This is a genomic window from Rhodoflexus sp. (assembly GCF_053489755.1).
Map to the genome: position 1 here is coordinate 35,370 of NZ_JBRCHD010000001.1, position 11,866 is coordinate 47,235.

The 11,866-nt window shown below is 48.5% G+C and carries 11 protein-coding genes; 7 read left to right on the plus strand and 4 right to left on the minus strand.

Translation table 11 applies throughout. The annotated features are described in order from the left end of the window. Window positions 1-20: 20 nt before the first annotated feature. A complete protein-coding gene (locus ACWIP2_RS00130; RefSeq protein WP_448517850.1) occupies window positions 21-956 on the plus strand; it encodes a hypothetical protein in 936 nt (311 codons plus the stop codon). A 21-nt stretch (window positions 957-977) separates the two neighbouring features. Beyond that, window positions 978-1,952 carry a YpdA family putative bacillithiol disulfide reductase gene (locus ACWIP2_RS00135; RefSeq protein ID WP_448517851.1) on the plus strand — a complete coding sequence of 325 codons (975 nt, stop codon included), beginning with the start codon at window positions 978-980 and terminating at the stop codon, window positions 1,950-1,952. A gap of 6 nt (window positions 1,953-1,958) precedes the next feature. Here the strand turns inward: ACWIP2_RS00135 and ACWIP2_RS00140 are convergent, their stop codons facing one another. From ACWIP2_RS00140 to ACWIP2_RS00155, 4 genes are all read right to left on the minus strand, one after another. Further along, window positions 1,959-2,576, minus strand: a complete 618-nt coding sequence (locus tag ACWIP2_RS00140; protein WP_448517852.1) for a hypothetical protein — start codon at window positions 2,574-2,576, stop codon at window positions 1,959-1,961. A 33-nt stretch (window positions 2,577-2,609) separates the two neighbouring features. Beyond that, on the minus strand, window positions 2,610-2,837 hold the full coding sequence (locus ACWIP2_RS00145) for a DUF433 domain-containing protein (RefSeq protein WP_448517853.1): 228 nt from the start codon (window positions 2,835-2,837) through the stop codon (window positions 2,610-2,612). 46 nt (window positions 2,838-2,883) lie between these two features. Next, complete coding sequence (locus tag ACWIP2_RS00150; RefSeq protein ID WP_448517854.1) at window positions 2,884-6,033, minus strand: PAS domain-containing protein; 3,150 nt, start codon at window positions 6,031-6,033, stop codon at window positions 2,884-2,886. Window positions 6,034-6,108: 75 nt separating this feature from the next. Beyond that, window positions 6,109-6,411 (minus strand): type II toxin-antitoxin system MqsA family antitoxin, encoded by a 303-nt coding sequence (locus tag ACWIP2_RS00155; protein ID WP_448517855.1) that lies wholly within the window; start codon window positions 6,409-6,411, stop codon window positions 6,109-6,111. Between the two features lie 214 nt (window positions 6,412-6,625). On the opposite strand from ACWIP2_RS00155, the gene ccoS reads away from it, so the two are divergent. The 5 genes from ccoS to ACWIP2_RS00180 all read left to right on the plus strand — a co-directional run bounded on the left by ccoS (window position 6,626) and on the right by ACWIP2_RS00180 (window position 11,861). Beyond that, window positions 6,626-6,787, plus strand: a complete 162-nt coding sequence (gene ccoS / locus ACWIP2_RS00160) for a cbb3-type cytochrome oxidase assembly protein CcoS (RefSeq protein WP_448517856.1) — start codon at window positions 6,626-6,628, stop codon at window positions 6,785-6,787. A 27-nt stretch (window positions 6,788-6,814) separates the two neighbouring features. Then, the gene (gene ccoN, locus ACWIP2_RS00165) at window positions 6,815-8,983 is read left to right on the plus strand and encodes a cytochrome-c oxidase, cbb3-type subunit I (RefSeq protein WP_448517857.1); all 2,169 of its coding nucleotides are present in this window, start codon (window positions 6,815-6,817) and stop codon (window positions 8,981-8,983) included. Window positions 8,984-8,994: 11 nt separating this feature from the next. Then, complete coding sequence (locus tag ACWIP2_RS00170) at window positions 8,995-9,189, plus strand: CcoQ/FixQ family Cbb3-type cytochrome c oxidase assembly chaperone (protein ID WP_448517858.1); 195 nt, start codon at window positions 8,995-8,997, stop codon at window positions 9,187-9,189. A 12-nt stretch (window positions 9,190-9,201) separates the two neighbouring features. Beyond that, the gene (locus tag ACWIP2_RS00175; RefSeq protein WP_448517859.1) at window positions 9,202-10,404 is read left to right on the plus strand and encodes a c-type cytochrome; all 1,203 of its coding nucleotides are present in this window, start codon (window positions 9,202-9,204) and stop codon (window positions 10,402-10,404) included. A gap of 122 nt (window positions 10,405-10,526) precedes the next feature. Further along, the gene (locus ACWIP2_RS00180; protein ID WP_448517860.1) at window positions 10,527-11,861 is read left to right on the plus strand and encodes a sugar porter family MFS transporter; all 1,335 of its coding nucleotides are present in this window, start codon (window positions 10,527-10,529) and stop codon (window positions 11,859-11,861) included. Window positions 11,862-11,866: the final 5 nt, after the last annotated feature.

Consider the following 11,866-nt stretch of genomic DNA (forward strand, 5'->3'; position numbering starts at 1 on the left):
TCGGGCTTTTCCCTTTTTTTATGCGAATCATGCGTTATTTCTCTTTGTTACTGATTGTTTGTTGGCTATTTCACACCCCTGTTGCTGCACAGGAATCCCAAGTAAACGATGCACAACGCAAACCTGCTGCCATGCTTGCTGTCGGTACTTCTATGCTTGCCTACAGCGGCGAATTGGGCAACTACCAATCTTTTAGCGCCATGTTCTACGGACGGCTGGTACAAACACGCCACCGCTGGATCAATCCTGCCATAGAGTTTGGCTGGGGGCAACTTACGGGCAACAACGTTTTCTACACTTCAGAGGCAGGATCTCCCAACCGTTCGTTTACTACTTCTTTCTTCCAATTTTCGGGACATGCACAGCTAAACATAATCAAAAAACCGCATCAGCGTTTATACATTAGTCAGGGGGCAGGGCTGATGCGCTTCAATCCGAAAGACAACCGCAATAGAACGCTCATCAATCAGCCCGCCACACGTGCCACAGACGAAACCTACGGCAATTTTGCTTTCATGCTGCCTACTGCTATTGGCGGAACTTATCAATTTCCAAACTACTTAGGCCTTGGGCTGGAAGTAGGGCTAATGAATACCCGCACCGATTATTTAGACAATATCAGCCAGTTAGGCGATCCTGCTACAAAAGATAATGCTTTGAGTATCCGTTTTTCCGTAGTTGCGCCGCTCAGCTACGACTCCCCCGACCGCGATGCAGTACGCAAGGAACGCCTCGCCAAAAGGCGCGAAGAGATCAAACTCAAAAATCAGCGCGAAAGAGAAGCCTTTGAAAAGCTTAAAAACCAACCCAAAGGCAAACAGGCTGCACAACCAACCAAAAAAATACAAACAAAGAAAGCGCCTGCAAAGAAAACACCAACCAAGAAAGCTCCTGTCAAAAAAACGCCTGCAAAGAAAACACAACAGAAAAGACCTAAACTTTTTGGCATCTTCTAAAGTTGAAATAACGTGTCAGCAATGTTAGATGTACTTATTATTGGGGCAGGGCCCATTGGTATCGCTTGTGGCATAGCCGCTCAAAAGCAGGGGCTTAATTACCTGATCGTAGAAAAGGGCTGTTTAGTTAATGCGATTTATCATTATCCAGCCAATATGACCTTCTTTTCAACCGCAGATCGGTTGGAAGTTGGCGGTGTGCCTTTTGTTGCTCATGCAGATAAGCCCAGTCGCCGCGAAGCATTAGACTATTACCGCCGCGTAGCGCTTGCCTTTCGCTTGTCGGTGCGGCTCTATGAAGAAGTACAGGTAATAAACCCGCAGCCAGATGGTACATTTCACGTACATACTTCAAAAAATCAGTACTTGAGCCGAAATATTGTTTTTGCTACAGGATTCTACGGGTTGCCCAACCTACTCAATGTGCCCGGCGAAGACCTGCCTAAAGTACGTCATTATTACGATGAGGCGCACCCCTATGCTTTCCAGAAAATTGCCGTTGTGGGCGCTGCCAACTCAGCGGTAGATGCAGCGCTGGAAACTTGGCGGCGTGGAGCAGACGTTACAATGATTATTAGAGGAAGCGAAATCCGACCAAGCGTTAAATACTGGGTAAAGCCCGATATAGAAAATCGCATCAAAGAAGGCAGTATCAAAGCCTACTTCAATGCCACGCTAATTGCTATCAGACCAGATGAAATTGATGTACAAACGCCTGAAGGCATCGTAACACTGCCCAATGATTTCGTACTTGCCATGACGGGCTATCGCCCCGACTTCAGCCTTTTGGAAATGGCAGGTGTGGCATTTACAGGCGATAAACAAGCGCCGGTTTATGACCCTGAGACCCATGAAAGCAACGCTAAGGGAGTTTATGTAGCAGGAGTAGTCTGCGGCGGCATGGAAACCAATAAGTGGTTCATTGAAAACTCGCGCGAACATGCCGATAAGATCATTGCCAGCATTGCAGGTAAAAAACAAACTGTTAGTATCTGACAACTGCTAAAAAAATGAGGCTATTATCATCGCCAACAAATTGCCTGCTGCCAAGCCCTGCAAAGGATAGGGCGAAGGTTGCAGCAAACTAATTTCGGTACGAGCATCTAACTTTTGCGCAGCCAAGCGACTGACCGTCGTCAGATTTTCCTCTGTAACTTTCTGATTTTGAATTGCTTCCTGTAAAATTTCACTCAGTGGCAAGTAGCTTTTGAGCATGCGCATTACCCATTTGACAGGCGCGGGCATTCCCTCCATCCAGCGGCGGCTTTGCAGCAGACCTTGTTGTATTTTCCGGTTGTCTAAGGTCTTGGTTTGGGCTGTTGTCAGCAATTGATACATCACATACTCCAACAACGCGGTTTTGTGTACAGTAACCAATTCATAAATGCCCTTTCGAAAGCCGTAGGTTTTGCCCAGCAGCAAATAAGCAATCGGGAAGCCTAGCATAAAGACCAGCATCACAAGCGCGACTTTGACAAAAGTCCATCCTGAAAGAACAAAGAACAGCACAAAGGCAAACAGCCAATTGACTACCGCACCTCCTGCCGCTATCCACACGACGCGCCGCACAATAGCAAAGCAGGCATTAAAAATCATTCGGAAGGCGGTTTTCAGGTTCATGTGAGGTTATGTAGGCAAAAAAGTAAGCTAAATTTAGTCGCTGATGATACGTAGGCTGTTTGCAAACTGAATACAGGCTAAAATTTCCGCCGCTTCCAGTTCAGGATGGTCTTCGGTAATTTCTGCAATAGTCATCCCACTGCCAAGCATATCCAGCACCACCTCCACAGGAAATCGCATCCCCCGAATACATGGTTTTCCATGACATATATCAGGGTCAATGCTAATTCGGTTAAGTAATGAATTGGCTGTTGTATTCATTATTTCATTGTCTGTATCGTAAAAATACGCAAAAAAAAACCACACCCTATTTCAACGCAGGCTCTAAGCGCTGCAAGCGGATGATTGCCTGATGGATAGCATGCAGCTTTTCGGTAAATGACGCAATGAGCGAATTAGTTTTTTTGGGTAGTTCATCGCCTTCTATTATTACTCGGAACGCATTGATTTCCAAGAGTTTGGCGGCGAGGTCGGTTGTTTCGTCAATTTCTTCGTAGCGTTCCAGCAGTGCCGACCAGTCTTGTATGCGGTGTTGCAGGTTGGGCAGCAGTTGGCTTGCCGCCGCTATTTCGGGCAGCAGGGCGCGGGCTTCCGCAATGGCTGTAGCGCCGGTGGCGGCGGTTTGCACCGCTAAATCCGTCGTGCGTTGCAAGGCGTTAATGCGGGTTTGCATTTCGGCAATAATGGCTTCAAAGCGAGCAATCACATCGCAAGTGTGCTGCACTTGTACTTTCTCCGCAGCAATAGATTCGTCCAAAGCCTCGCGCAGTTGAACCAAAGGCGTAATATTTTCCACATCGGCAACGATATATTCCCCTGCTAATGAGTGGCGATGGCGGAAGGTCTGCCCGTTTTCTTCCGCCCAAAAGTCAGCATCGTGCAGGCGTTGGATGCGCTGCCCTTCGCGCAGTTGCAGGAAGTCGGCGGCGGCAGTCCAAAGCAGCGCGCGCCCTTCTTTGTCAGCTAATATGATTGCCTGTTGAGTAGCGTTCAACATGGCTTGCGTGTAGCGATAATGTCGGGCTAATTTTTCCACCTGCATTTTGGCATGGGTACATTCGTGCAGCGTAATCAGCACAGCGCTGAGCGCTTCCCGACGCAGCAAGTTGAGGAATGTCCACTCGCCCCAGCAGGTTTTGCCCTGTGCGTTCAGGTAGGAAATGGCGGCGCTCAAATGGTAATTAGGGTGAGTGATTGCGTCTTCCAGCAGCGACAAGGGGCTTGCATCTGATTGGCTATCGGCAAGTTGTGATAGATGCATCGCATCGGCTTCGGCAAATCCCAACGCCTGCCGGAACGCCGCATTTGCCCAGCGGATTTCACCATCGGGGGCACAGAGAGCTATTGCCGCTGCTGTTTGCATGGCTATCCCTGAAAATTTTTCTACGAGCAGTTGTAGGCGCTCTGTTTGTTCGCGGCTGCGGGTTACGTTGTGCAGATGAACGACCGTATGCGCCCCTCCCCCACTTGCGGAAAGTCTGACTACGTGCGTTTCCATGCGCTGCGTTTGCTGCAACGCCTGATTACGCCAGCGGATTTCTGCCTGACCGCCTTTGTAGAGCAACTGCGCGGCTATTTCGGGCGGATGCGCCAGCGTTTCCACAGCCAAACGTCCATTACCTGCCAGCGCTTTCATGGCGGGGTTGGCATAAAGTAAGGTATTTTTAACATCTATTGCAGCTATCGGGTCAGCAACACTATCTAAAGTAGCCGTTAGCAACTCAATGCGCGCTCGGGCGGTTCGGCGTTGTCGGTTGCGCTCCGTTACGTCGTGGATGGCAATGATGATGCCTCCGCCAACAACTTCATCGGTGACATTGCGCAGCGCAAAATCGCCTTCGCGCCAGTCGTTTTCCTTATTGCGGAAACGCGCCGAGAAGGTATGCAGGCTATCGGGCGCGGCGGCGGCATAATATTTTTGTTGAACCTCTGCCAAATCCTCAGGATGGATAATGGTAAAAATATTTTGTCCTTTTTGCAAAGCTGTAAACAATTCCAGCGCAAGGGTAAGTTCTTTGACTATTCCTGAAACATCTGCCAAAGCGGAAAAAACAGGTTGCCGCGTTACCCATGCCCGCAGTTGTCGCTCGCGCAGCGCAGCCTGCGACACATCGGGATTGAGTTTGGCAAAACGCAAATGTGCTGCCAGCACACCGAGCAGATGGTTGTCCGCCTTTACGGCGCGGTATTGCTTGTAACAACGGTATAGGTTGCCGTCTCTGTCTTGCTCCAGCGTTTCTTCGGCAAACTGTCCTTCTTTGAGCATTTGCCCCAGAATAGCGACCGTATCGCGTCCGTTGGGATTGGCAAACAGCGTTTCAAAGCGAGTGCCTGTCATTTGCTGTGGCTGCTCCTGCCCATTGCGCCGCGCAAACTGACGGTTACAAGATTTGAGCTTCAAATGCTGATGTAACAAACGCACTTGCGTATCGGTTTCATAAAACAAGCCGATGGGTTCTTCGGCTGTAAAATAGGCCAAGCCGCCGGGCGCGCCTTCATAGATAAGACGATGTTCATCTTGCAACAGCCTATACTGATTTTTCTGCGCGCTGATTTGGGCGTTCAGTTCACTAATTATTTGCTGCAACTGCTGGATGCTTGCCTCTTTTTGGCGCAACTGCTCCAGCGCCACAGCAATTTGTTCAGTTTGTCCCTTGATTTTTTCATCCTGCTGTCGGGCTTTTTGCCTGCTGAAATATTGGCTTAATAGCTGACGGGCAGCGTAGCAGTAAGCATCTGCAACCAGTTGGTTATCAATATTTTCCAATAGGAAAAATCCCTTCTCGCCTGTATTAGACTGCCATGTCAGCAATTTCCCTTTGGCAATTTGCTGTGGCAGTACAAACGCCGCCTGAAATGCTTGCGCCTGCTCGGGGAAAGTTGCGGCAACATTGTCCCACCGCAAACCTTCGGGCTGATGCGCTAACCACTCCCACAATGATTGCGGCGTATTGAGCGGCAACTTTTCATACGTTCTTGTTGTTTTTCCGCTTATCATGTTTACTTCATCGGCTTGCATCTGCCAAATTTCAAAAGCGGCAACACACTGATAATCAATTAAATCTGCCGTTAGGCGCTGCAACTGCTGTTGTAAATTATCCCCTTGAAAGGCAGCTTTTTCAAGCGCATTTAACAGCGCATTGACTTGTTTTTGGTACGCTTGCCGTTCCTGTTCCAGTTGTGCAATTTGCCGATTGGCTGCCTCCGCTGCGGCAACGCTACGGCTTTGCCAGTCGGCTTGTTGGGCTTGGATGCTGTCATTAATTATATTTAACTGCCGCCAAAGCATGAATGCGATTGCCGCAGTCCCTGTAACTGCTGCTAACGGGATAGTCCATGCAGGTATCAGCGGTTCGCCGGCGAGCCATAATACGCAGATAATCAGTGCAAAAGCAACAGCAGTTGCGATAATGGCGAAAGGTGAAAAGAGTTGTGGGGTTGTGCCGGGTGGGTTCATAGTTGTCTTCAAAGTACGCTAACATAAGCAAAAAACGTTGCTCGTGAAGATATGAACAACGAGCTTATGCGCAATCTACACAGGCTGCATTTTTACTACTCCCAATTCTACGCCTTTTTTTAAAGACTCCTCCCCTTTTTCAAGAACCTTTCTTGTCATAGCGCTTGACAGGTAGTAATGACCGCAGTTATTGCAAACCTGTGCAGTAACATTTTTAATCAGTACGATAAAACCTTTTCGCTCCAGCGTTACGGTTACTTTACCGCTTTTGGTGGTACCATTTTTACAAATGACGCATTTCATAGCTTTATTTTTTGGGGTTTTTAGTTTTAAAATCAGATTCCCAGACAACCTTATCGGGTTGATAGGCTCAAACATCCTCTGTATTGAGCGCCCGCTGTACGAATAATCTTTACATGTCATCATTTATTTCCCATGAGTTGTCCGCCGCATTGCACACTATCGCTCCAATATGTATCCTCATAAGCAACCGTAGCGGGTCAAAATCAAAAAAATCTGCAATTGATGACCTACATCATCTTTTTTGCCCGCCGTGTGCTGTTGTTTTGAAGAAATTTTAAAGGCGAATTTTATGAGCGTCATCTTCCTACTTATCGGAATCAGTATTACGGTGGCTCTGATTTTTTTGGGCGTATTTATTTGGTCGGTTCGCAATGGACAATATGATGACAGCTACACGCCAAGCATTCGGATGCTTTTTGATGACGAATTGAAAAATCAACCACTGAAATAAAGTAAAAACAAACAATCTGCTACCATTATGATAACTCCGCAAACACTTAGCCAAGAGGAAAAGAAAGTCCCCGTCGGGGCGATGCTGGAGCAGTTCAGTTATGATAATACGATTGTGCGCAATTTTGCCTATGCTTCCATCATTTTTGGCATTGTAGGCATGACCGTAGGTTTGTGGGTTGCGCTGCAATTGGTTTATCCTGAGTTGAACTTCGGCATTCAGTACACTACGTTCGGTCGCTTGCGCCCGCTACACACCAACGCCGTTATTTTTGCTTTCGTGGGCAACGCCATTTTTGCAGGGGTTTACTACTCTATTCAGCGGCTTTGCAAAGCGCGCATGTACAGCGATTTACTTAGCAAAATCCACTTTTGGGGTTGGCAGCTAATCATTGTCGCTGCGGCAATCACCCTACCGCTGGGCATTACCACATCTAAGGAATACGCCGAGTTAGAGTGGCCGATTGACATTGCCATTGCGGTTGTTTGGGTGGTTTTTGGCATCAATATGATTGGCACGATGATTAAACGCCGTGAGGAACACATCTATGTAGCAATGTGGTTCTACATCGCCACTTTTGTAACGGTTGCGGTGCTGCATATTGTCAATTCGTTTGAATTGCCTGTCTCATTTTTCAAAAGTTATTCGCTCTTTGCAGGCGTACAAGATGCGCTGGTGCAATGGTGGTATGGACACAATGCGGTAGCATTTTTTCTTACCACGCCTTACCTTGGTTTGATGTATTATTTCCTGCCTAAGGCGGCGCAGCGTCCCGTTTACTCTTACCGATTGTCTATTGTTCACTTCTGGTCGCTGATATTCATTTATATATGGGCAGGGCCTCACCATTTGCTGTATTCAGCCTTGCCTGACTGGGCGCAATCGCTCGGCACAGTGTTCTCCGTAATGCTTATCGCGCCTTCATGGGGCGGTATGGTAAATGGTCTGTTGACTATGCGTGGCGCTTGGGACAAAGTGCGCGAAGATGTTATTCTCAAATTCTTTGTAGTAGCATTGACAGGCTACGGCATGGCAACTTTTGAAGGCCCGATGCTCTCGCTGAAAAATGTAAACGCTATCGGACACTTTACTGACTGGATTGTGGGACACGTACACGTTGGGGCATTAGCTTGGAACGGCTTCCTAAGTTTTGCGATGTTCTACTGGCTGTTCCCGCGCATGTTCCGCACCCAACTGTACTCATGGAAACTGGCTAACGCTCACTTCTGGATTGGCACGCTGGGCATCCTGTTTTATGCTATCCCAATGTATTGGTCTGGCTTTACGCAAGGTTTGATGTGGAAACAGTTCAATGCCGAGGGCATGCTGCAATATCCCAACTTTGTTGAGACCGTTAATGCAATTATTCCGATGTACGCCATGCGCGCCTTAGGCGGCTTGCTCTACCTGACAGGCGTACTGATGATGACCTATAACCTGATTATGACTGCCGTTAGGGGTAAATTCCTTGCCGATGAACCTGCGCAAGCCTATGCGCGTGGCATATTGCATGCCAACCATGCCGGCGACTTCTGGCACCGCCGATTAGAGCGTCGCCCTGTTCAGATGACATTTTGGGCGACCGTGGCTATTCTGATTGGCAGCGCGGTAGAATTGATTCCAACATGGCTGGTTAAATCGAACGTGCCGACCATTGCAAGCGTAATGCCTTATACGCCTTTGGAACTGCAAGGCAGAGACCTTTACATCCGCGAGGGTTGCGTAGGTTGCCACTCTCAAATGATCCGTCCCTTCCGCTCCGAAACAGAACGCTACGGCGAATATTCCAAAGCGGGCGAGTATGTGTACGACCACCCCTTCTTGTGGGGATCTAAACGCACCGGCCCTGATTTGTTGCGCTTAGGCGGCAAGTATCCCGACTCGTGGCACTACCATCACATGTTAGACCCAACCACCATGACACCCGGCTCCATTATGCCGCCTTATCCGTGGTTGTTTGAACAAACGCTGGATATAGACAACACCGGCGACAAAATCAAGGCTATGCGCACCTTAGGCGTGCCTTATGCCGAAGGCTACGAAGCGACCGCCAATGATGACCTGAAAAAACAAGCCGACCAAATCGCGCAAAACCTGAAAGAGGCTGGTATAGAAGTCAAATCAGACAAGGAAATTGTGGCGCTTATCGCGTATCTGCAACGTCTGGGTACTGACATTAAGAAAAACAGTCAATAATCGTTACAGCTATGATTCGCAACGTTTTAGAATCTATTGATGGGGTAGATATTTACCCCATCATCTCGCTAACCATATTTTTTACGCTCTTCACCGCCGCGCTTGTTTATGCGTTCCGCGCTAACAAGGATTCCATCAAAGCGCTCTCAGAACTGCCCTTAAAAGACAGCGATGAGGCAGACGCTAACCAACATTTTTTACGCTAAGCCATTTTAATTATGCGAACTCAACCATTAAAATCATATGCCAAAGCCGCGTTAGCAGGCATTCTGATAGCGGGATGCAGTCTGTTTGCACAGGCGCAGGACGATGCGGCGGTTGCCGAAGGCAAAAAGTTGTTTTTGGAAAACTGTACCACTTGCCACAAACTGGGCGAAGACTTGATTGGCCCCAATCTGGTAGGCATATTAGACCGCCGCAAACCCGAGTGGGTCAAATCGTTCATCAAAAACTCTACGCGCATGATAGAGCAGGGCGATGCCGAGGCAAAGGCAGTTTACGAAAAGTACAACAAAGTAGCCATGACAGCCTTTGAAGGCGCCATCCCCGAAGCGGGCATAGATGCGCTGGTCAGCTATTTGAAAGTAGCCGCCCCTGAGGCGCCTCCTCCTGCCCCTGCGGTTACAACCGCCGCTACAAATGCGGTTGCGCCGCCGGCAGCGACAGGCATCAAATTGTCTGACAATGAGAAAATAATTCTCGCATTTTTTGCCGCTTTTGTTTTGCTGGTCCTCGCGGCCCTAGTTGCGCTCGTCAGCCAACTTATTAGCCTACAACGCGCCTTAGAGCCACAGCCCGAAGGCGAACCTGCGGTTAAACGCATGCCGGAACTTGGCAAAGGTATTCTTTCCGACATTAGAGGCTTGTTCAGCGGCATCGCTACCAATGAGGTCATGGCCGACCACAGCTACGACGGCATTCAGGAAATGGACAACGGAATGCCGCCTTGGTTGGCTTACTTCTTCTACGTTACCATCGGTTTTGGCATCGTATATATGCTCAACTACCACGTATTCCGCATCAGCGACCTACAAGAAGCTGAGTATCAAGCCGAAGTAGCGCAAGCCGTTCTTCGCTATGGCGACAACAAAGACAAAGTCAAAGTACAAATTGTGCAAATATCCGACAAAGCGCTGTTGGAAAATGCCAAAAGCATCTTTGAGAAAAACTGCACAGCCTGCCATGGCAAAGCGCTGGAAGGCGGCGTAGGCCCCAACCTGACAGACAACGCCTACTTGCACGGCAATCAATTAGCCGATATTTTCAAAGTTATTCGCGAAGGCGTACCTGCCAAAGGCATGATTTCGTGGAAAGGCAAACTTTCCGATGAAGAAATTTTGCAAGTGGCAAGTTTCATCAAAACGATGGAAGGCAGCAATCCGCCTAACGCCAAAGCGCCACAAGGCACGGTGATGCAATAATCGTAGCAAATCTTTAAAGCTGATTCATATTTGCGAAAGCCGCTCCGCATTGCAGAGCGGTTTTTTTATTGCCAAAAGTTATATTTGAAAACGCACAACCACATCGCACAAATACGCTGAAAATGAAAAAAAACTTTCTGCTGTTCATCACGTTCATTGCCGCATTTGGCGGCTTTTTGTTTGGTTTTGATACAGCCGTTATTGCGGGCGCAATTCCTTTTGTAAAAACCTATTTTCAGTTAGACGAAATTGGCGAAGGCTGGGCGGTAGGCTGCGCCATTATCGGCTGTGCGATTGGCGCGGCAAGCTCTGGCGCACTCAGCGACCGCTTCGGGCGCAAGCTCGTACTGATTGCCACAGGCGTCTTTTTTACATTTTCGGCCATCGTTACGGCTATCGCCACTTCCTTTGAAATATTTATCATTTTCCGCATCGTTGGCGGGCTGGGCATAGGGGCTGCCTCAGTACTCTGCCCAACCTACATTTCCGAAATATCGCCCGCTCATGTGCGCGGCAGGCTCGTTTCGCTTAACCAATTAATGATTGTTATCGGTATTTTGGTCGTTTACATATCTAACTACCTGCTTGTAGGACTTGGCGACAACAACTGGCGCTGGATGTTGGGCGTGGAAACCGCTCCGGCGCTATTGTTTTTGATTGCGGTTTTATTTGTTCCTGAAAGCCCGCGGTGGCTGGTACAAAATCAACGCGCCGAAGAAGCCCTTCAGGTACTGACCAAAATCAACGGCATAGCCTTTGCCCAGAGCGCTATGGCCGAAATCAAAGCGTCATTAGCCGGAAGCAATCAGGAAAAAGTAAATTTTAGCAGCCTGTTCAAAGGCAAGATGGGTTACATCATTACCCTTGGTACGCTGCTGGCATGTTTTCAGCAAATCACAGGCATCAATGCGATTATCTACTACGCGCCAACCATTTTTATGAAAGCCGGCGCAGGGGTTGGCTCGGCGTTCTGGCAATCGGTCATCATTGGGGTTATCAACCTTTCGTTTACTTTTGTCGCCATTTGGCTGATTGACCGCGCCGGGCGCAAGTCGCTGATGATGTGGGGTTCGGCAGGTATGGCAATTTCGCTGGGCATGCTGGTGGCGGCTTTTGCAATGAATAAGTTAGAAGGCTACTGGGTGCTGTTTGCCATTTTGGGATACATCGCCTCGTTTGCCGCCTCGCTTGCGCCTGTGATGTGGGTTGTTGTGGCAGAGTTATACCCCAATCGCATTCGCGGGGCAGCCATGTCCTTTTCTATTTTTCTACACTGGTCGTCCACATTTTTGGTGGTTCAAACTTTCCCTTGGATTCTCCAAAATGCAGGCGGCGCAACAGCTTTTGGCATTTTTGCGGTATTGAGCGCGATAACGCTCCTCTTCGTCAAACGCTTCATTCCTGAAACCAAAGGCAAATCGCTGGAAGAAATTCAGCATGAGTTGGGGCTTTCATAAAAAAA

What these genes read in the sequence shown, in the direction of transcription:
- ACWIP2_RS00130 (WP_448517850.1), top strand. Translation starts at nt 21, where the DNA reads ATGCGAATCATGCGTTATTTCTCTTTGTTACTGATTGTTTGTTGGCTA.
- ACWIP2_RS00135 (WP_448517851.1), top strand. Translation starts at nt 978, where the DNA reads ATGTTAGATGTACTTATTATTGGGGCAGGGCCCATTGGTATCGCTTGT.
- ACWIP2_RS00140 (WP_448517852.1), bottom strand. Translation starts at nt 2,576, where the DNA reads ATGAACCTGAAAACCGCCTTCCGAATGATTTTTAATGCCTGCTTTGCT.
- ACWIP2_RS00145 (WP_448517853.1), bottom strand. Translation starts at nt 2,837, where the DNA reads ATGAATACAACAGCCAATTCATTACTTAACCGAATTAGCATTGACCCT.
- ACWIP2_RS00150 (WP_448517854.1), bottom strand. Translation starts at nt 6,033, where the DNA reads ATGAACCCACCCGGCACAACCCCACAACTCTTTTCACCTTTCGCCATT.
- ACWIP2_RS00155 (WP_448517855.1), bottom strand. Translation starts at nt 6,411, where the DNA reads ATGTTTGAGCCTATCAACCCGATAAGGTTGTCTGGGAATCTGATTTTA.
- ccoS (WP_448517856.1), top strand. Translation starts at nt 6,626, where the DNA reads ATGAGCGTCATCTTCCTACTTATCGGAATCAGTATTACGGTGGCTCTG.
- ccoN (WP_448517857.1), top strand. Translation starts at nt 6,815, where the DNA reads ATGATAACTCCGCAAACACTTAGCCAAGAGGAAAAGAAAGTCCCCGTC.
- ACWIP2_RS00170 (WP_448517858.1), top strand. Translation starts at nt 8,995, where the DNA reads ATGATTCGCAACGTTTTAGAATCTATTGATGGGGTAGATATTTACCCC.
- ACWIP2_RS00175 (WP_448517859.1), top strand. Translation starts at nt 9,202, where the DNA reads ATGCGAACTCAACCATTAAAATCATATGCCAAAGCCGCGTTAGCAGGC.
- ACWIP2_RS00180 (WP_448517860.1), top strand. Translation starts at nt 10,527, where the DNA reads ATGAAAAAAAACTTTCTGCTGTTCATCACGTTCATTGCCGCATTTGGC.